Origin of the sequence: Pantoea sp. FN0307 (assembly GCF_050113815.1) — a bacterium.
In the GTDB taxonomy this organism is placed as follows: domain Bacteria; phylum Pseudomonadota; class Gammaproteobacteria; order Enterobacterales; family Enterobacteriaceae; genus Mixta; species Mixta alhagi.
In genome coordinates this window covers 1,276,807-1,296,778 of record NZ_JBNJSO010000001.1, presented here as the reverse complement: position 1 = coordinate 1,296,778, position 19,972 = coordinate 1,276,807, and the positions used below count along the sequence as shown (strand labels likewise).

Below are 19,972 nucleotides of genomic sequence, written 5' to 3'. Positions count from 1 at the left end.
CCTGAAAAACTTAGTTGCCGAGGCCATGCCCGGCGTGTTGATTTTCAATCAGTTCGATTTTATAACCGTCCGGATCTTCTACAAAGGCGATAATGGTGCTGCCGCCTTTCACCGGGCCAGCTTCTCGGGTCACCTTACCACCAGCCTGACGAATTCTTTCGCAGGTGGCGGCAACATCGTCTACCCCAAGCGCGATATGACCATAGGCGTTGCCGAGGTCATATTGATCAACGCCCCAGTTATAGGTCAGCTCAATCACTGCGCCTTCGCTTTCGTCGGTGTAGCCTACAAACGCCAGGTTGTATTTATATTCCTGGTTTTCGCTTTCACGCAGCAGACGCATGCCCAGCACACGGGTGTAAAAATCAAGTGAGCGCTGCATATCGCCAACGCGCAGCATAGTATGAAGTAAGCGCATAATAGTCTCCAAAAGGGTGTCATCATCCGATGACGGTCAAAAAAGCTTAGTATAGCCGTCTGTGGCCAACCGGGAGTGCCGGCCAATAATGAGTAGACCGGTCTTCTTGAAAACAGGTTTTTTTATTAACTTTCCGGCAAGAGCTGTAAAATTGCCTGGAACGCATGGGTTAACGCACTGCCATCGCGCCCTATTTTGCTCTGCAGACTGGCGCCCAGCCAGAGAGAATAGAGCGTTTGCGCCATAGCCTCAGGCGGGCAGGGAAGGTGAACTTCACCCTGCAAAACGGCGGTGCGCAGCGTCGTGGCCAGAATTGCTATCTGAGCTGCGGCACCCTGTTCCAGCGCCACTCTCATCTCTTCTGACAGGTCGCAAACCTCGGCGGATATTTTAACCGCCAGGCAGTTTTCAATATGACCGGTTTCATGAAAACGTTGTTCCGCCTGACGATAATAGTCAAGCAGACGCTGGCGCGGCAGCACAGGTGAATCGAACCAGGTCAGCATGCTACGTTGCACAGCGCTAAAATAGCGCTCAAGCATGGCGATGCCAAAAGCTTCCTTGGATCGAAAATAGTGATAAAACGATCCCTTCGGCACGCAGGCCTGACTGAGCAATTCATTCAGGCCCATGCCGGTAAAGCCACGTTGCAAACAGAGCTGCTCGCCAATAGCGAGCAGCTGTTCACGAGTATCATGTCGGATCGATTTACTCATAGGGCTCAGGGTAATAGACCAGTTGGTCTAATGCAACCCTAATGCGCCTGACAGACCTTAAGCAAGTCAAGACGGGGCTGATACAATGCAGTCTCAATGTTGACCATGCCGAGCAGCGTATGGAAAACATTATCCTGTGAAACCGCATCCTGCTGCGCATGCTGGCGCAGACAGGACTCATCAACGCCATAAGTTCGGGCATAATCGGAAGAGAGCCATAGCAGGAAAGGTATATGCGTCTGCTGGCTGGGAGCAAACAGATAAGGCGTGCCGTGCAGATACATACCGCGTTCGCCCAGTGATTCGCCATGATCCGAAAGATAGATCAGCGCCACATTAAAACGATCCTGATAAGACTTTAACAGATCGATGGTATCGCTCAGCATGGCGTCGGTGTAAAGCAGCGAATTATCATAGGTGTTTACTAACGCCTGATGATCGCAATCCTGGATTTGTTTACTGTCGCAGGTAGGAGTGAACTGCCGCATAGCCGACGGATAACGTAAATAGTAAGCGGGGCCGTGGCTGCCCATTTGATGCAGTACAATCACCGAGTCATCCTTCAGACTATCAATATAATGCGATAAACGGTGCAGCAGAACCTCATCCAGGCAGTAGTCGCTGCGGCAAATATCCGTGAGTTTCCATAAGGTCATATCGGTGTGTGGAATACGGTTGCAGGCGCCTTTACAGCCGCCATCGTTCTCGCGCCACATTACATTGACGCCAGCATGTGCCAGGACATCCATCAGCCCTTCCTGATGTCGCGCCAGGTTAGCGTTATATTGCGAACGCGGCATGCCTGAAAACATACAGGGCACGGAAATAGCGGTTTCTGTTCCGCATGAGCTGGCGTGCGGATAGTAAATGACCTGCTGCTGTTTCAGTTTGGGATTGGTCTCACGGCTGTAGCCACCGAGTGAAAAGTTCTCCGCACGCGCCGTTTCGCCCAGCACAAAAATAACCAGCGTCTTTTTCCCGGCTGCTTTGACCAGTGGGCCTTTATGAGCGTCCTGACCAATGCGCACCAGATCTTGATTACCCTGCAACCAGCGGTCGTCGGCATAGTGCATTACGCCGCTGACTACGTTCACTGGCGTTACCATTTTCACCAGCCCTTTGTTATTGCGAAACAAAGAGGCGTAGTCTTTATACATCAGCGCCGCTATCAGCAAAATCATCAGGATAGAGCCGACACACCATAACGCCCGTTTCGCCAGCGTAAACCACCACGGGCGCGTCCGCGTGATGCGGGTGGCACTTATCACTAATGCAGGTATCACGCCCAGTAACAGCAGCCAGAGCATGTAGCGCAGGCTAAGCAGGGCAGAGGCCTCCTGTAAATCTGTCTCAAAAACGTTTTGCACCATATTGGTGTCAATAACCGTACCGAAGCTATACATAAAGTAATTTGCCGCCGCGCCGCATAACAGCAAAATAATCAGCAGCGGCTTTTGGATCCAGGGCAACGCCAACAGATTAAAAATCAGCATAAAAGCGCAAAACAGCACCACTGGAATGGTGGCGAGGAACAGATAATCGTGCAGACGGAGAAGAGGCGTTTTTTCTGCCGCACGAATAATAAACTGCGCGTTAAGAATAAAAGTAAAAAACAGGGCGCAACCAATAAGAAACACAGAGTCATTACAGCGTATTTTTTTCAGCATCTGCATAATCAAAATAAAAGTGGAAGAGTTTCGCGCAGACTATTTTAAAAACCTTAGTAAAACCTTAACGTGGACTAACAAAGGCGCCGCTATCCCCCCGCAAGTCACAGATGCTGGCTTATTGGCAGATAACATGAATTTTCTGAACAGGCTTGCGCTCCAGCCAGAAGCTGTCTTGAATGAAAGAAGACAATGACTCAGGAGGCGATGTGGCAGAGCAGCTTGAATTTTTCCCGGTGCCAAGCCCGTGCCGCGGTATTTGTCAGTCCGATGAACGCGGATACTGTCGTGGCTGCCTGCGCAGCCGTGAAGAGCGTTTTAACTGGATGAAATACAGCGATGCGCGCAAGCGCGAAGTGTTGCGCCTTTGTCGGCAGCGCTGGTTACGGCTGCATCGCAGCGAAAAACCCTCTTCACCTGAAGAACCCCAACAACCGTCACTGTTTTGATATCTTTCCCTTTTTTTCTCTGACGCCAGCGTATACTGCGGCCTAAAAACGTTAGTCGCAAAGGTGAAAAAATGACAGAACGAGTGCGTATCGCGCCGCAGGGGCCAGAATTTTCCCGTTTGGTGATGGGCTACTGGCGGTTGATGGAGTGGCAAATGTCCGCGCAGCAGCTGACAGGCTTTATTGAGCAGCATCTGGCGTTGGGCATTACCACCGTGGATCATGCGGATATTTATGGTGATTATCAGTGTGAAGCCGCTTTTGGTGCGGCGCTGCGCCTGCAGCCTTCGCTACGTCACCAACTGGAACTGGTAACCAAGTGCGGCATCGCCACTACTGCCAGACCAGAAAATGCGCTGGGCCACTATATTACTGATAGCGACCACATTATCCGCAGCGCAGAAACCTCCTTACGCCATTTCTCTACCGATTATCTCGATCTGCTGCTGATTCATCGTCCCGATCCGTTAATGGATGCGGACGAAGTGGCGGAAGCTTTTAGCGCGCTGCATCAGAGCGGTAAAGTGCGCCATTTCGGCGTATCCAATTTCACGCCAGCGCAATTTGCACTGTTGCAGTCACGCTTACCCTTTACGCTGGCGACTAACCAGGTGGAAATTTCTCCGCTTTGTCAGGATACGCTATTGGACGGCACGCTCGATCAATGTCAGCAACTGCGCATTAAACCCATGGCCTGGTCCTGTCTCGGCGGGGGACGGCTGTTCAGCGAAGATAAGTTTGCGCCGCTGCGTGCTGAGCTACAGACCGTTGTCGAAGAAACGGGGGCCGAATCGCCGGATCAGGTGGTTTATGCCTGGATTATGCGTCTGCCCTCTGTGCCGCTGCCGGTTATTGGTTCGGGTAAAATAGAGCGGGTGCGCGCCGCACAAAAGGCCGCTTCATTGCAGCTTAGCCGCCAACAGTGGTTCCGTATTCGAAAAGCTGCGCTGGGTTATGATGTGCCGTAAAGAAACGCAAAAAAATGCTGCATTGTTCAGCTTATACGTGATTTTCAGCCAGGCTGGAAAGGTAAGCTGACATTAATCTGCAGGAGGTTAGATGAAATATTACGGCTTGGCAGCGTTAACGCTGCTGGTATGTGGCTACGCACAGGCAGCTAGCGAAGAGGTGACGCTGCATAGCGTAACCAAAGAGGGCGTCGGCGCGGTTGTCGGCACGGTAACGATTGACGAAACGGCCTATGGCTTAACCTTTACGCCTAATCTCAAACGGCTACCGCCGGGCATTCATGGTTTCCATGTTCATGCCAAAGGCAGCTGTGAACCTGCCACTACCGACGGCAAAACGGTGCCGGCGGGCGCGGCGGGCGGCCACTTTGATCCGCAGAACAGCGGTAGTCACCTGGGGCCATGGGGGGAAGGTCATCTGGGCGATCTCCCGGCGCTGTATGCTAACGCCGACGGTGATGCCACCTATCCCGTACTGGCACCGCGTCTGAAAAAAATCAGTGACATTTCCGGTAAGGCGCTGATGGTGCATGCGGGCGGCGATAACCACAGCGATCACCCACAGCCTCTGGGCGGCGGTGGCGCGCGTTACGCCTGCGGCATTATTAAGTAAGCTTTGGTTGATATTGCTATGCCTGATTTTGGGATCGGGCAGATTTTATGTCGAACCTGGGTTCTGTTGCGGTAAAACACGCCAGGTTTACCGCACGATAGCCTGAACAGCCTACTTTATCGACCCTTTGAGACGATACCCATTGATGTAACTGCCTGTCCCGGCATGATGACCGGGACGCACGCATCTGAATGCGCCGTGCGTGACGGTAAAATAACTCTTCATTTGGGCGTCTAACGCCCCGATCGGCTACAGCAAAGCCATCCTGGGCGATCAAGGCAAATGGATGAGCTGATACAGTACCGGCCAGTCACGCAGATCATTCTGACTTCCGCGTTGACGGTACTTAACTGAACCACAGCGTCTGGTCGGCCAGGTGAAAATCTGAAAAACATTGCTAAACAGCAGGATAGGCCAAACAAGCGATCCCTATTCACACAGAGATGCAAGGTGTTGAAATCAGAAACCAACGCCCGTTACACAGCGTGCTGAATTTGTATTTTGCCCGTTAAACTCGCAGAATAGACTAAAATCACGCTTGATTGCTAGCAAGCTAATTATAAGGAGATGAAATTGGATACGCCATTAGGAACGGATTTAGCACGCTTAGTGCGCATCTGGCGTGCGCTGATCGATCAACGTCTTAAACCGCTGGAACTGACGCAAACGCATTGGGTTACGTTGCATAATATCCATCAATTACCCCCGCATCAGTCACAAATTCAGCTGGCTAAAGCTATCGGCATTGAACAGCCTTCGCTGGTGCGTACCCTCGATCAGCTGGAAGAGAAGGGGTTGATTATGCGCTGTACCTGCGCTAACGACCGCCGGGCGAAACGCATCAAGCTAACGAAAGCGGCGGAGCCGGTTATCCAGCAGGTGGAACATGTTATTGACGCCACGCGTGATGATATTTTAGCGGGTATTTCGAAGCGCGAAGTTGAGCAGCTGATTACGCTTATTGCCCGTCTGGAAAAAAATATTGCCGAACTGCAAAAGAAAAGCGAGTGACAGGCGATAAAAAACCGACGCGACGCGTCGGTTTTTTGCGCAACAGGATTTAACGCGGAGAAACGGTCACCTGGCTGCCGTTTGAGGCAAGCACCACGCGCTGGCCCACAGAATAGCGGCTGGCAGCCTGTTTCTGTACCACCATAATGGTGTTGCCGTCATCCTTACGAATTTCCAGCTCGACGCCGTCCGCTTTATTCATCGCGCCCTGAACGCCCTGACCAGCCACGCCGCCCAGCACTGCGCCGCCTGCGGTCGCCAGACTACGGCCAGTGCCGCCGCCCACCGTATTACCCAGGAAGCCGCCCAGCACCGCGCCACCGATAGCGCCGATAACGTTACTGTCATCACCACCCTGAATTTTAACCGGGCGAACGGATACCAGCGTCCCGTAACTTACGCTTTGCACCTGTTTAGCTTCGTTAGCGCTGTACACGTCACCGGAAAGCGTATCCGTGTTAGCACAGCCTGCCAGCGTCATGCCTGCCAGCGCCACAACTAATAAACGCTTCATCATTATAAAGCTCCTTTCATGATTGTTGACTGCACTGTAAAGCAGCCACAGATGACCTAATTATACGGCAGAACCTACGCCTGTTTTAAAATAGTGAAAAAAAGACGAGGGCTGAGCATAGACCGTATCAGATAAACAAAGATTCAATTACGCCAGCAAAAAATCATGCCTGAATGTAAAAGCGTCGGGTCGTACATGAAAAACAACAATTAATCATAGAATTACCCAGCCTTTTTTGCCAGGCTGAGAGCTGTTTGAATTCTCTTCCAGAGCGGAAGTAAGGTCAGTTGATGAAATCGGGACGCTATATTGGCGTAATGTCCGGCACCAGCCTGGATGGCGTGGATGTGGTGTTAGCCGCGATTGATGAACGAATGGTGGCGCAACAGGCGAGCTATTGTCATCCGGTGCCGCAGGCGATACGCCAGCAGCTGTTGGCGATCAATCAGGGGCAAACCCTGACGTTGTCGCAGCTGGGGCAGCTGGATACCCGTCTTGGCCGCCTGTTTGCGGAGGCGGTATTAACGTTAATGAAACAGCAAAACCTGAGCGCCGATGATATCACCGCCATCGGCTGTCATGGCCAGACGGTATGGCATGAGCCCTATGGCGATGCGCCCAGTACGCTGCAAATTGGCGACAATAACCAGATTGCCGCTGCGACCGGCATTACCGTAGTCGGCGATTTCCGTCGGCGCGATATGGCGCTGGGCGGACAGGGTGCGCCGCTGGTGCCCGCTTTTCATCAGGCGCTGCTGATGCATCCGCAAGAGCGTCGCATGGTATTAAACATTGGCGGCATTGCGAATCTTTCGGTGCTGATCCCTGGCAGAGCGCCGGGCGGGTACGATACCGGCCCTGGCAATATGCTGATGGATGCCTGGATTTGGCGTCATCGTGGTCTGCCTTATGATAAGGATGGCGCATGGGCAGGCAGCGGAAAGGTCATTCTGCCGTTACTCAAGCAGATGCTGAGCGACGGCTGGTTTGCGCTGCCGGCACCGAAAAGCACCGGCAGAGAGTATTTCAATTTCGGCTGGATCGAAAAGCAACTAAGCCATTTCCCGGGCCTGGCTGCGCAGGATGTACAGGCTACGCTGCTGGAGCTGACGGCGATGACCATCAGCGAACAGGTGCAACTGAGCGGTGGCTGCGATCGCCTGTTGGTATGCGGCGGCGGGTGCCGTAATCCGACGCTGATGGCGCGTCTGGCGGCTTTATTAGCAGGTACGGAAGTCTCAACCACGGATAAAGTCGGCATCAATGGCGATGATATGGAAGGGCTGGCTTTCGCCTGGCTGGCTTTCCGCACGCTATCAGGATTGCCAGGTAATTTGCCGTCGGTTACCGGCGCTCGCGAAGCCAGCATACTGGGCGCTATCTATCCGGCCAATCGGCCACCGCTGTGAGGTATCGTAAGGAGATCGCATGCACAAGTATCTGATACTGATTCCGATCATGCTGCTTTCCGGCTGTGGCCTGTTTGGCAAACATCAGCCGCAAGAGCAGACGTTACACTATCTGTGTGGCACGCTGCCGCTGACGGTTAAAATCGCGCAACAGCAGGCGCATTTTATTATGGACGGCCAGCCGCTCACGCTGACTGAGCAGCAATCCGCTTCCGGCGTGATTTACAGCGACGGTACCTACCGTTTCTGGTCAAAGGGCAACAGTGCGTTTATCGAGCGTAATCAGCGCATTATTGTCAATGATTGCCAGCTGCAGCACGCGCCTGCGCGTTGAATATTATCAGGGTGAATAGCACAATAGCGGCACCCTATTGCTATGGTTGGATCCGGTTATGAGTGACAATGAGAGTTTGCAACAGATAGCCCATTTGCGCCGTGAATATACCCGCGGCGGTCTGCGTCGTAAGGATCTGCCTGAGCAGCCGCTGGCCTTATTTGAACAGTGGCTGCGTCAGGCGTGCGATGCCCGGCTGCCCGATCCCACCGCGATGTGCGTGGCGACGGTTGATGCGCAGGGTCAGCCTTATCAACGCATTGTGTTGCTTAAGCATTACGATGAGCGCGGCATGATTTTTTATACCAACCTGGGCAGCCGTAAGGCGCAGCAGCTGGCTGAAAATCCGCGCGTGAGTTTGCTGTTTCCCTGGCATTTTCTGGAGCGTCAGGTGATGGTGCTGGGCCAGGTAGAAAAGCTGTCGACGCTGGAGGTGGTGAAATATTTCCACAGCCGTCCGCGTGATAGCCAAATTGGTGCCTGGGTTTCGCAGCAGTCCAGCCGCATTTCAGCGCGCGGGGTACTGGAAAGTAAATTTCTTGAGCTGAAACAGAAATTCAGTCAGGGCGAGGTGCCGCTGCCCAGTTTCTGGGGCGGATTTCGCATAAAAATCGACGCAATGGAGTTCTGGCAGGGCGGCGAGAACCGGCTGCACGATCGCTTTTTCTATCAGCGCGACGGCGAGCGCTGGAAAATCGATCGGCTGGCGCCCTGATTCACTAAATATCCGCCTGAGGCGCTGGCGCTGGCGACAGCAGCGCTTTATTCTATAGGCCTTCATTTCTCCGCACGTCAGCGGAAAGCTGTGTACCAGCATAGGTGCAGTCGTTACAACATGGAGTCTTTAATGACCAGCAGTAACCTGATTAAACAATTGCAAGAGCGGGGCCTGATCGCCCAGGTAACGGACGAGGATGCGTTAGCAGAGAGACTGGCGCAAGGGCCAATCGCTCTCTATTGCGGCTTTGATCCCACTGCCGATAGCTTGCATTTGGGCCATCTGGTACCTTTGCTTTGTCTGAAACGCTTCCAGGATGCGGGACATAAACCGGTTGCGCTGGTGGGCGGAGCCACCGGTCTGATTGGCGATCCCAGCTTTAAAGCGGCAGAGCGCAAGCTGAACACGACTGAAACCGTAAATGAATGGGTAGATAAAATCCGCAAACAGGTCGCCCCGTTCCTGGATTTCGACTGTGGTGAAAACAGCGCTATTGCGGCCAACAACTACGACTGGTTCGGCAGCATGAACGTGCTGACTTTCCTGCGTGATATTGGCAAACACTTCTCTGTTAACCAGATGATTAACAAAGAGGCGGTGAAGCAGCGTCTGAATCGCGAAGATCAGGGCATCTCCTTTACCGAGTTCTCCTACAATCTGCTGCAGGGTTACGATTTTGCCTGCCTGAACGAACGCTACGGCGTGGCGCTGCAGATTGGCGGCTCCGATCAGTGGGGTAACATCACTTCCGGCATCGATTTGACGCGTCGTCTGCATCAAAATCAGGTGTTTGGCCTGACCGTACCGTTGATCACCAAGTCTGACGGCACGAAATTTGGCAAAACGGAAGGCGGCGCGGTATGGCTGGACGCCGCGAAAACCAGCCCGTACAAATTCTATCAGTTCTGGATCAACACCGCCGATGCGGACGTTTATCGCTTCCTGAAATTCTTCACCTTTATGAGCATTGAAGAGATCAATGCGCTGGAAGAAGAAGATAAAAACAGCGGCAAAGCGCCGCGCGCTCAGTATGTGCTGGCTGAACAGGTTACCCGTCTGGTGCATGGCGAAGAGGGGCTGACTGCGGCGCAGCGTATCACGCAAAGCCTCTTCTCCGGCAGCCTGAGCGAGATGACCGAAGCAGATTTCGCACAGCTGGCGCAGGACGGCATGCCGACCATTACGCTGGAGGCCGACGCCGATCTGCAGCAGGCGCTGGTTAATGCGGAACTGGTGCCGTCCCGCGGCCAGGCGCGCACCATGATCAATTCTAACGCGGTTACGGTTAACGGTGAAAAACAGTCTGATGCGGAATACCGCTTCAGCGACAGCGACAGGTTGTTTGGTCGTTATACCTTGCTGCGTCGCGGTAAGAAGCACTATTGTCTGGTGTGCTGGAAATAAAGATAAAAGGCCGGTTCGACCGGCCTTATTTTTTGGCAGGGCTGTGCAAGGTTTAACATGAAAAATATTCTCGCTATTCAGTCTCACGTAGTTTTTGGTCATGCCGGCAACAGCGCGGCGGAATTCCCGATGCGTCGTATGGGCGCGAACGTCTGGCCGTTAAATACCGTTCAGTTTTCCAACCATACGCAATACGGGCACTGGACCGGCACCGTTATGCCGGCTTCACATCTGACCGATATCGTGAAGGGCATTGCCAATATCGATCGCTTAAAAACCTGCGATGCGGTGCTGAGCGGCTATCTCGGGTCTGCCGAGCAGGGTGAACAGATTCTGGAGATTGTACGCCAGGTCAAACAGGCCAATCCCGACGCCTGGTACTTCTGCGATCCGGTGATGGGACATCCGGAAAAGGGCTGCATCGTGGCACCGGGCGTGGCGGAGTTTCACTGCAAAGCGTCGCTGCCTGCCAGCGATATCATTGCGCCGAACCTGCTGGAGCTGGAGATGCTCAGCGGCAGCAGCGTGACATCAGTCGATGAGGCGGTGACAGTGTCACGCAAGCTGATTGCGCAAGGGCCAAAAATTGTGCTGGTTAAACATCTGGCGCGCGCCGGACGTCGCAGCGATCGTTTTGAGATGCTGCTGGTTACGGCCCAGGAAGCCTGGCATATCAGCCGTCCCCTGATCGATTTTGGCGTCAGACAGCCGGTAGGCGTTGGCGATTTAACCAGCGGCTTACTGCTGGTGAATTTGTTAAAGGGCGAAACGCTGAAGCAGTCGCTGGAGCATATCACCGCAGCGGTGTATGAGGTGATGCTGAAAACCCATGAGATGGGCGAATATGAACTACAGCTGGTGGCGGCCCAGGATTTGATTGCGCAACCACAGCAGCATTTTGTCGCTGAGAAACTTTAAGCGGCCAACAGACGAAAAAGAAAAATAGCGGGACGCGACAGCGTCCCGTTCGATATCAGGCCAGGCCTTCCGCTTTCAATGCGGCAATCACGGCGGGTCGTTCAGCCACGCGCGCCTGCCAGGCCGACAACGCTTCCAGCGTGCTCAGGTCTAGCTGCACCGCGTTTGCCCAGCGCAAGACAACAAAGAGATAGGCATCCGCCACGCTAAAGCGCGAACCCACCAGCCACTGTTTATCCTGCAGCTCATCATTAACGTAGCGGAATTTGCGATCCAGCTGCTGACGCTGTTGCACCTTAACCTCTTCTGGCGTATCGGGGCGGAACAGCGGGGTAAAGCCTTTATGCAGCTCAGTGGCGATATAGTTCAGCCATTCCAGCGTATGGTAGCGTGTCAGGCTTCCGGCTGGCGCCAGCAACTGACGATCGGGCTTTAAATCGGCCAGATATTGTACAATAGCCGGGCCTTCAGTGAGCAGCGTGCCATCATCCAGTTCCAGGGCCGGAACCTGCCCCTTGGGATTGATCTGCCAATAGTCTTCGCCGCGCTCGGTTTTTTTGCTGGCTAAATCGACATTCACCTGGGTGAAATCAAGGCCGCACTCGCGCAGGATGATATGGGGAGAGAGGGAACAGGCACCGGCTTTACTGAACAGTTTCATACAATGCTCCTTGTTGCATGCGGGGGTGAGCCTCATCCTACTGCGGGCTTTGGCAAATGTCAGCGTAAAAAAACAATAAAAAAAGCCGTCACGAGGACGGCTTTTTTATGCATCACACCAGCCGCTTATGGCTGTTTAGGTGCATCATGATCGATAGTCATGCGGTTCAGGATCGGCGCGGTCAGCAGCATCAGCACGGCGATAACTGCGGTGGCGATACCGATCTTCTGGAACACATCGCTGTAGATTTGCAGCGACTGCAGCGGATCGTTGATGCCTTCCGGGACTGCCATCAGGTTAGCAACCTTACCGGCAATCATGGCGGCACCAGCGGTGGTCAGGAACCAGGAGCCCATAATAAAGCCCATCAGACGCTGCGGCACCAGTTGAGCAACCATTGCCAGACCCAGTCCGGAAATCATCAGTTCACCGATACTTTGCAGCCCATAGCTCAGGATCAGCCAGCTAACGGATACGATGCCTAACTGATTGGCGAAGCTTGCGCCCAGCGGCAGCACCAGGAAGGCACCAGAGCAAAGCACCATACCAATAGCAAACTTATGCGGCATCGGCAGGCGGTCGCCCATTTTGTTATAGACGGCGGCCAGGATTGGGCTGGCTACCATGATCCAGAACGGGTTCAGCGCCTGATACTGCTCAGGTTCAAAAGCAATGCCCAGAATACTGTGTTCTACGTTACGAATGGCGAAGAAGTTAAGCGAGGTCGGCATCTGCATATAGAGTACGAAAAACACAATCGCTTCGACCATCAGCAGGAAAGCAACAATCATGCGGCGACGCGCCGCGCCTTTCAAGGCGAATGCTTCTTTCGCGAAGACCAGCAGAATGCCCAGCGCAATCACGCCCAGGACGATGCGGGCAATAAACTGATTATGCAGCAGCCAGGTGGCGATAGAAATAAGCACCACTACGCCGACCAGCGTTACCAGCAGTTTACCGATATTCAGCGGCGCGAAATCGGGTTTAGAACCATAGTCTTTCACCATTTTCTGACACAGCAGGAAGTTAATAACCGTGATTGCCAGGCCGACCACGGAAAGGGCAAAGGCCACGCTCCAGCCGTAGCGCGCCGCCAGCCATGGCGTCAGCATCATTGAAACCAGCGAGCCCACGTTGATCGACATATAAAACATGGTGAAAGCGCCGTCGATACGCGGGTCATCTTTGTCATAGCAGGTGGAAAGCAGCGAAGATGGGTTAGCTTTAAACAGGCCGCTACCCATGGCGATGGTAGCCATGCCGATATAGACCATTGACACATCATGCCCTGACCAGGCAATCAGGCTGTAACCTACCGCCAGCACCAGCGCACCAAGCACGATCACACGTTTGGTGCCGAGCACTTTATCCCCCAGCCAGCCGCCGATAGCGGTCAGGCCGTAAACCAGCGCGCTGAACGATGAGAAAAGCGTGATGGAGTCAGATTCGGACATACCCAGCTGTTTAACCAGATAGACCGCCATAATGGCTTGCAGACCGTAGTAACCGAAACGTTCCCAAAGTTCGATAGAAAAGATCAGATAAAACGCTTTTGGTTGTTTGAACGCATTAAGGCTTGCCGCCTTGTCAGTGTGTTTGTTTGCTGTAGACACTGTTACCTCTGTTGTTTCAACCTGATTTTCATCAGGAAATAAGACTGCGTCGCTGGCGAAACCTGCGCGCGGTTCTGTAATAAAATCTGAAAAAACGGCGGTTAATTTCTCTTATCCCGCCACGAGTGGCAAGTGTTTTTTTATTTGCTATCCCAGCCTTAGCGCATAGGGTTAACAGCAAGAGTTAAGCGTGTTAAATAGTGTTAAGTACTATTTGGTAATTTATTGACGGAACAATATGTCATTTTAACCTGAGGGGCAGGGCTGAAGGGCGATTGTTTTCTGGTAACGCTATTAACCTTATGACACGCAAAAATTCACTAAAAACGCAGAATAAATCGCTAATAAAACGCTTTTAGTGAAAATTTTATCAATGTTTATAGAGGGTTGCACAACGGTGGAAATTAAGCAGCTTCAAGATGTGAACGGGATCACAATTTAACCGATTAATTCAGGATTCAAAATAAGTGGTGATGAATTAATAAACTATAAAAGCCGGGCATAACACTATTATGCCCGGCTAAAGATACAGATTAGCGAATTAAATGCAGGAACTGCAGATGTCGCTCATAGTGATCCAGAATATCGTTAATTATCTGCTCTTCGGTATAACCCACCAGGTCATATTCCTGGCTGCCCTCCCATAAATGGACTTCTGCACGATAATAGCGGCTGGCAGTAGGTAAATTACCGCCGCGACGCATAAAGGACGGGGTGCTGTAACCCTGCATCTGCACGCCGTATACAAAAGGCGCTTCCTCGCCGTGTTCGACGCGAATGCTCATTGAAAAATCCTGCGGCGACAGATCGCTTTCCACCTGTAAACCTTTCTCTTCCAGGACCTCAACGACCTTACTCAGCGCCGGACGCGCCGTCTCATCCATAAAACGATAAACCATATCGCGTCCCGGATAAGAGATAGCCCGGTTCAGGCGTCGACGCCAGCTGCTGGTATGGCCCGGACGATAACGCCCGTTAAGCAGCGGTGAGGCAATGGCCAACGAGCGGCTGCGATCGCGCTGTTTTTCATGATGCAGCGCACGATACATCGCCACCACAAACAGCACCAGTACCAGAGAAAAGGGCAAGGCGCTCAGCACCACTGCGGTTTGCAACGAGGTATAGTCGCCGGCAAACAGCAGAGAAAGCGTGAGCATACAGACCGCCGCTGCCCAGAAAATTCGCAGCCAGTTGGGCGCATCGCTGCTGCTGTCGCCGGTGCAGGAGAGATTAGCCACCACCAGCGCGCCGGAGTCGGCTGAGGTTACAAAAAAGATAAAGCAGATGGCTACCGCCAGCACAATAAGCGGCGTCGCCAGCGGATAGCTGGAGAGCATATGGTAAACCGCCATCGCCGGCTCGCTCAGAGCAATATCGCCCAGCTGTTTCATTCCATGCTGGAAGAAACTCAGCGCGCTGTTGCCGAATACCGACAGCCAGGCCAGCGTAAAGCCCATCGGGATCAGCAGCACGCCAATAACAAATTCGCGCAGAGTACGGCCACGGGAAATACGCGCGATAAACATGCCGACAAACGGCGACCATGCAATCCACCAGGCCCAGTAAAACACCGTCCAGCTGCCCAGCCAGCGCTCTTTACCACTATTGCCGTAGGCGTAGAGATCGAAAGTTTTACGCGGCAGGCTGGTAAAATAGTCGCCGAAGTTTTGCACCAGCGTGTTCAGCAGATGGCTTGTTGGTCCGGCAAACAGCACAAAAAAGAACATCAGCAGTGCCAGCAGCATATTCAGCTCCGACATCCGACGAATGCCTTTATCGACGCCGCTGACGGCGGAAAGGGTCGCAGCACCCATTACCACTACAATCAGAATCACCTGCATAGTATGACTCTGCGCGATGCCGGTTAAAAAGCTAATGCCGGAATTAATCTGCATTACGCCGATGCCCAGACTGGTTGCCAGGCCAAACATAGTGCCGACGATGCCGAATATGTCGACCGCATGGCCCACAGGGCCGTTGATACGATCGCCAATCAGCGGATAAAACGCGGATCGCAGCGCCAGCGGCAAATTATGACGATAGGCAAAATAGGCCAACGCCATCGCCACCAGCGTATAAATGCCCCAGCCGTGCAAACCCCAGTGCATCATGGTCAGCACCATGCCGTCGCGCGCCGCCTGGGCGGAGCCTGCAACCCCTTCCGGCGGCAGCAGCAGGTGATCCAGCGGCTCTGAAGCGCCAAAAAACAGCAACTCGGAACCGATGCCGGCGGAAAATAGCATCGCTGCCCAGCTGCCATAGCTGAAATCGGGCGTCGCGTGATCCGGGCCCAGTTTGATATCGCCATAGCGGGAAAGGGCGACAAACAGCACAAAGCCCAGATAAAAAGCCACCACCAGCATGTAATACCAGCCGAAGGTGGCGGAAGCCCAGGTTTGCGCCTTACCCAGTATCAGGCTCGCCTGTTCAGGAAAGGCGAGTACGCAAGAGGAAAAAAGCACAATGATCAGCGCAGCGCCATAAAACACTGCGCGGTTAAGCGTAACGGATTGAATGGTATCTCGGTCTTGTGACCCCGGCATGCAAGCTCCCCATCAAATTAAGTGAATCATCCCTGCCTGAAAGCCCCTGTAAAGTTCAAGGTTTTGTTATCCATTTGTTATAGATAGTAGGTTTTATTGATTGAACGTTCAATATAAAAAAGCTAGCCTATAGAGACTTTAGTGGTGAAAAGTGACAGCACGATGCCAAAAGTCGGAATGAAAGCCATACGCCAGGCGCAGCTAATCAAAGCGACCCTGACGGTAATCGATCGGGTAGGATTGGCGGAAGCCAGCATTGCGGTTATTGCCAAAGAGGCGGGTGTCTCGACCGGCATCGTCAGCCACTATTTTGGCGACAAAAATGGCCTGCTGGACGCCTGCATGCGGCAGATACTGGCCGATCTCTACCTGGCGGTAGAGCGACAAAGACGTCAGGTGCCGGATACGCCGGAGGCGCAGATACGCGCCATCATCGACGGCAACTTTGACCTTTCGCAGGTTGATGCTCCGGTATTAAAAACCTGGCTGGTGTTCTGGACGAACAGTTTGCATCAGCCCAGGCTACAGCGCCTGCAAAGCATCAACGATCGGCGGCTGTGGTCGAATCTGACCGCTCAGTTTGCCCGCGCCATGCCGCGCGAGCAGGCGCGAGCGGCGGGCAGCAGCATGGCGGCAATTATTGACGGATTGTGGCTGCGCATGACGTTATCGTCAGAGTCCATCGAAGATGGGCTCCGACGGGCCCGAACGCTCTGTTATCAGAATCTCGCGCTCTGGCTACGGTCGCCGGAGCAGAACCCGCATTAACAGGAGGAATCATGGCTGAACGCCGCGGAAACTATATTAACGGTTGCGAAGAGCAGGGTCAGGGCGCAATTTTTACCAGCGTCAACCCCGCTAACGGCAAGGTGCTGGCGGAAATCAGCGCCGCCAGCCGTGAGGATGTGGATCGCGCCGTGGCCAGCGCCCAGGCTGGACAGCGTATCTGGCGCAGCTATACGCCGGTTGAGCGTAGTCGCGTGTTGCTGAAGGCGGTTGCGCTGCTGCGGGAACGCAATCAGGCACTGGCTGAGCTGGAAACTGCCGACACCGGTAAGCCGATTAGCGAAACGGCCGCTGTGGATATTGTGACCGGCGCTGATGTGCTGGAGTATTACGCAGGCCTGGCGCCTGCGTTGCAGGGTGAGCAGATCCCGCTGCGCGACAGCGCGCTGGTGTACACCCGCCGCGAGCCGCTGGGCGTCTGCGCCGGGATTGGCGCATGGAACTATCCGATTCAGATCGCGCTCTGGAAAAGCGCGCCCGCGCTGGCTGCCGGTAATGCGATGGTGTTTAAACCCAGCGAGGTCACGCCCTTAAGCGCGCTGGAACTGGCCAAAATCTATAGCGAAGCGGGCCTGCCGGACGGCGTATTTAACGTGGTGCAGGGGGCTGCCGAGGTCGGTCAGGCGCTGAGCCAGCATCCCGACATCGAAAAAATCTCGTTTACCGGTGAAGTGAACACCGGCAAACGAGTGATGGCGGATGCGGCGCTGGCGAACCTGAAAGAGGTCACCATGGAGCTGGGCGGTAAGTCACCGCTGATTGTGTTTGATGACGCTGACCTGGAGCGCGCCGTTGATGGCGCCATGATGGCCAATTTTTATAGCAGCGGTCAGGTTTGTACCAACGGCACGCGCGTTTTCGTTCAGCGCTCACTGCTGTCGGCATTTGAACAGCGTCTGCTGGAGAAAATGGCCCGTATTAAAACCGGCGACCCGCGCGATCCGGCGGTGAATTTCGGTCCGCTGGTCAGCGCACAGCACTGTGAAAAAGTGGTCTCTTACCTGCAGCTGGGCAAAGAGGAGGGCGCGCGCCTGCTGGCGGGCGGGCAGCGCATTACGGAAGGCGAGTTGGCTGCGGGTTACTACGTAGAACCCACGGTATTCAGCGACTGTGATGATGAGATGCGCATCGTACAGGAAGAGATCTTCGGCCCGGTTATGAGCATTCTGGTCTTTGACCACGAAGACGAGGTGATTCAGCGTGCTAACGCCACCGGCTACGGTCTGGCGGGCGGCATTTTTACCCAGTCGCTGAACCGGGCACACCGCGTGATCCATCAGCTGGAAGCAGGCATCTGCTGGGTTAACAGCTGGGGAGAGTCCCCGGCCCCGATGCCGGTTGGCGGCTATAAGCAGTCTGGCGTAGGTCGTGAAAACGGCATCGATACGCTGCAGCACTATACCCGCACCAAATCCGTGCTGATTGAGCTGGGCGACTACCCGTCAGCGTTTTAATGCATACACCGGCGGCGCAGGCCGCCGGATTCTGGAGGTTTAATGCAGGAATTTGATTACATTATTATTGGTGCTGGTTCAGCGGGAAATGTGCTGGCGACGCGCCTTACCGAGGATGCTGACGTATCGGTACTGTTACTGGAAGCAGGCGGACGCGATCACCGCTGGGACTTCCGTACCCAAATGCCAGCCGCTTTGGCTTATCCGTTACAGGGTAAACGCTATAACTGGGCCTACGAAACCGATCCTGAACCCCATATGAACCATCGCCGGATGGAGTGTGGACGCGGCAAAGGGCTGGGCGGCTCCTCGTTAATCAACGGTATGTGTTACATTCGCGGCAACGCGCTGGATTACGATGGCTGGGCAAAAAAATCGGGGCTGGAGAGCTGGTCTTATCTGCACTGTTTGCCCTATTTCCGCCGGGCGGAAAAGCGTGATATCGGCGAAAACGACTATCATGGCGGCGAAGGCTATCTGAGCGTAACCACGCCGAAAACCGGCAATAATCCGCTTTATCGCGCCTTTATCGAGGCGGCAAAACAGGCAGGACACCCTGAAACCGACGATCTGAACGGCTATCGCCAGGAGGGTTTCGGGCCGATGGATCGCACCGTTACGCCACAGGGACGTCGCTCCAGCACCGCGCGCGGCTATCTTGACGTGGCAAAACAGCGTTCAAACCTGACGATTATTACCCATGCGCAAACCGATCGTATTCTGTTTGAGGGTAAAACCGCCAGCGGCGTAACCTGGCTGCGCAAGGGCGCGCGTCAGCAGGCCCGCGCACGGCGAGAAGTGTTGCTGTGCGCGGGCGCCATCGCCTCGCCGCAGATCCTGCAGCGCTCCGGCGTGGGGCCGGAAGAGTGGCTGCGCGAACTGGATATTGATGTAGTGCATGCGCTGCCGGGCGTAGGGCGTAATCTGCAGGATCATCTGGAAATCTATATGCAGTTTCGCTGTAAAGAGCCCATTTCTCTCTATCCCGCACTGAAATGGTGGAACCAGCCGGCAATCGGTGCCGAGTGGCTGCTGAAAGGAACCGGCATCGGCGCCAGCAATCAGTTTGAAGCGGGCGGTTTTATCCGCAGCGATAAACATCCGGAATGGCCGGATCTGCAATATCACTTCCTGCCAGTGGCAATTAACTATAACGGCAGCAGCCCGGTTAAAGAGCATGGTTTCCAGGCGCACGTCGGGCCGATGCGTTCCATGAGCCGCGGGCGTATTAAACTCAAGTCAAAAGATCCTTATGACGCGCCGTCAATCTTTTTCAACTATATGTCAGAAAAGCGCGACTGGGTGGAGTTTCGCGCGGCGGTGCGGCTGACGCGCGAGATCATGCGTCAGCCGGCGCTTGAGCCCTACTGTGGCGCGGAAATCCAGCCGGGCATCGCAGTGCAGAGCGACGATCAGATCGACGCCTTTATCCGCGAGCATGCGGAAACTGCTTACCACCCCTGCGGCAGCTGCGCGATGGGTTACGGTGAAATGGACGTGGTAGACAGTGAAGGACGGGTACATGGTCTGCAGCGGTTGCGCGTAGTGGATGCCTCGATCATGCCGCAAATCACCACCGGTAACCTGAACGCGCCAACGGTAATGATCGCTGAAAAAATCTCCGACTTGATCCGTGGCAAACAGCCGCTCACGCCATCGCAGGCGGACTATTACCGCCTGCAGCGCGAACAGGAAATAGCCGAGGCGGATGCGCAGGAAAGCGCGTAAGCAAAGCCGGCCAGCATCACCGGGCCAGTCAGTTCAGGCTGACTGGCC

At 54.2% G+C, this 19,972-nt stretch carries 19 protein-coding genes; 12 read left to right on the top strand and 7 right to left on the bottom strand.

Features of this window, described 5'->3' with window-relative positions; all coding sequences use genetic code 11:
• Nucleotides 1-10 precede the first annotated feature (10 nt).
• The 3 genes from gloA to eptA form a co-directional block, all read right to left on the bottom strand.
• Entirely contained in the window at nucleotides 11-418 is a 408-nt protein-coding gene (gene gloA, locus ACQE3Z_RS06060) for a lactoylglutathione lyase (protein ID WP_085071815.1), read from the bottom strand.
• A 125-nt stretch (nucleotides 419-543) separates the two neighbouring features.
• A complete protein-coding gene (locus ACQE3Z_RS06055) occupies nucleotides 544-1,134 on the bottom strand; it encodes a TetR/AcrR family transcriptional regulator (RefSeq protein ID WP_426972700.1) in 591 nt (196 codons plus the stop codon).
• A 38-nt stretch (nucleotides 1,135-1,172) separates the two neighbouring features.
• Complete coding sequence (gene eptA, locus ACQE3Z_RS06050) at nucleotides 1,173-2,807, bottom strand: phosphoethanolamine transferase EptA (RefSeq protein ID WP_426972698.1); 1,635 nt, start codon at nucleotides 2,805-2,807, stop codon at nucleotides 1,173-1,175.
• Nucleotides 2,808-3,010: 203 nt separating this feature from the next.
• Here eptA and ACQE3Z_RS06045 point away from each other — a divergent pair, with 203 nt between their 5' ends.
• The 4 genes from ACQE3Z_RS06045 (at nucleotide 3,011) to slyA (ending at nucleotide 5,842) form a co-directional block, all read left to right on the top strand.
• Entirely contained in the window at nucleotides 3,011-3,250 is a 240-nt protein-coding gene (locus tag ACQE3Z_RS06045) for a DUF1289 domain-containing protein (RefSeq protein WP_250652721.1), read from the top strand.
• Nucleotides 3,251-3,321: 71 nt separating this feature from the next.
• Nucleotides 3,322-4,218 carry an aldo/keto reductase gene (locus ACQE3Z_RS06040; protein ID WP_426972697.1) on the top strand — a complete coding sequence of 299 codons (897 nt, stop codon included), beginning with the start codon at nucleotides 3,322-3,324 and terminating at the stop codon, nucleotides 4,216-4,218.
• A 91-nt stretch (nucleotides 4,219-4,309) separates the two neighbouring features.
• A complete protein-coding gene (gene sodC, locus ACQE3Z_RS06035) occupies nucleotides 4,310-4,831 on the top strand; it encodes a superoxide dismutase [Cu-Zn] SodC (protein ID WP_426972696.1) in 522 nt (173 codons plus the stop codon).
• Nucleotides 4,832-5,398: 567 nt separating this feature from the next.
• Complete coding sequence (gene slyA, locus ACQE3Z_RS06030) at nucleotides 5,399-5,842, top strand: transcriptional regulator SlyA (RefSeq protein ID WP_167373298.1); 444 nt, start codon at nucleotides 5,399-5,401, stop codon at nucleotides 5,840-5,842.
• A 49-nt stretch (nucleotides 5,843-5,891) separates the two neighbouring features.
• Here the strand turns inward: slyA and slyB are convergent, their stop codons facing one another.
• Entirely contained in the window at nucleotides 5,892-6,359 is a 468-nt protein-coding gene (gene slyB / locus ACQE3Z_RS06025; protein WP_426972695.1) for an outer membrane lipoprotein SlyB, read from the bottom strand.
• A 287-nt stretch (nucleotides 6,360-6,646) separates the two neighbouring features.
• Here slyB and anmK point away from each other — a divergent pair, with 287 nt between their 5' ends.
• The 5 genes from anmK (at nucleotide 6,647) to pdxY (ending at nucleotide 11,139) form a co-directional block, all read left to right on the top strand.
• Nucleotides 6,647-7,765, top strand: a complete 1,119-nt coding sequence (anmK, locus tag ACQE3Z_RS06020) for an anhydro-N-acetylmuramic acid kinase (RefSeq protein WP_426972694.1) — start codon at nucleotides 6,647-6,649, stop codon at nucleotides 7,763-7,765.
• A 19-nt stretch (nucleotides 7,766-7,784) separates the two neighbouring features.
• A complete protein-coding gene (locus tag ACQE3Z_RS06015; protein ID WP_426972693.1) occupies nucleotides 7,785-8,099 on the top strand; it encodes an MliC family protein in 315 nt (104 codons plus the stop codon).
• A 58-nt stretch (nucleotides 8,100-8,157) separates the two neighbouring features.
• On the top strand, nucleotides 8,158-8,814 hold the full coding sequence (gene pdxH / locus ACQE3Z_RS06010; protein ID WP_426972691.1) for a pyridoxamine 5'-phosphate oxidase: 657 nt from the start codon (nucleotides 8,158-8,160) through the stop codon (nucleotides 8,812-8,814).
• A gap of 132 nt (nucleotides 8,815-8,946) precedes the next feature.
• Nucleotides 8,947-10,221, top strand: a complete 1,275-nt coding sequence (tyrS, locus tag ACQE3Z_RS06005) for a tyrosine--tRNA ligase (protein ID WP_426972689.1) — start codon at nucleotides 8,947-8,949, stop codon at nucleotides 10,219-10,221.
• Between the two features lie 57 nt (nucleotides 10,222-10,278).
• Nucleotides 10,279-11,139, top strand: coding sequence for a pyridoxal kinase PdxY (pdxY, locus tag ACQE3Z_RS06000; RefSeq protein WP_085071804.1), 861 nt, complete (start codon nucleotides 10,279-10,281; stop codon nucleotides 11,137-11,139).
• Nucleotides 11,140-11,194: 55 nt separating this feature from the next.
• Here the strand turns inward: pdxY and gstA are convergent, their stop codons facing one another.
• The 3 genes from gstA to betT form a co-directional block, all read right to left on the bottom strand.
• On the bottom strand, nucleotides 11,195-11,800 hold the full coding sequence (gene gstA, locus ACQE3Z_RS05995; RefSeq protein ID WP_426972686.1) for a glutathione transferase GstA: 606 nt from the start codon (nucleotides 11,798-11,800) through the stop codon (nucleotides 11,195-11,197).
• Nucleotides 11,801-11,925: 125 nt separating this feature from the next.
• Nucleotides 11,926-13,413, bottom strand: coding sequence for a dipeptide/tripeptide permease DtpA (gene dtpA / locus ACQE3Z_RS05990; RefSeq protein WP_426972685.1), 1,488 nt, complete (start codon nucleotides 13,411-13,413; stop codon nucleotides 11,926-11,928).
• Between the two features lie 533 nt (nucleotides 13,414-13,946).
• Entirely contained in the window at nucleotides 13,947-15,956 is a 2,010-nt protein-coding gene (gene betT / locus ACQE3Z_RS05985) for a choline BCCT transporter BetT (RefSeq protein ID WP_426972684.1), read from the bottom strand.
• A gap of 162 nt (nucleotides 15,957-16,118) precedes the next feature.
• Between betT and betI the strand changes: the two genes are divergently transcribed.
• Genes betI through betA form a run of 3 tightly spaced genes read left to right on the top strand, consistent with a single transcriptional unit; the run spans nucleotide 16,119 to nucleotide 19,924 of the window.
• Nucleotides 16,119-16,724: a transcriptional regulator BetI gene (gene betI, locus ACQE3Z_RS05980; RefSeq protein ID WP_426972683.1), complete on the top strand. Its 606-nt coding sequence runs from the start codon at nucleotides 16,119-16,121 to the stop codon at nucleotides 16,722-16,724.
• Nucleotides 16,725-16,735: 11 nt separating this feature from the next.
• Nucleotides 16,736-18,196, top strand: a complete 1,461-nt coding sequence (gene betB, locus ACQE3Z_RS05975; RefSeq protein WP_426972682.1) for a betaine-aldehyde dehydrogenase — start codon at nucleotides 16,736-16,738, stop codon at nucleotides 18,194-18,196.
• Between the two features lie 42 nt (nucleotides 18,197-18,238).
• Nucleotides 18,239-19,924 carry a choline dehydrogenase gene (gene betA, locus ACQE3Z_RS05970; protein ID WP_426972680.1) on the top strand — a complete coding sequence of 562 codons (1,686 nt, stop codon included), beginning with the start codon at nucleotides 18,239-18,241 and terminating at the stop codon, nucleotides 19,922-19,924.
• Nucleotides 19,925-19,972 lie beyond the last annotated feature (48 nt).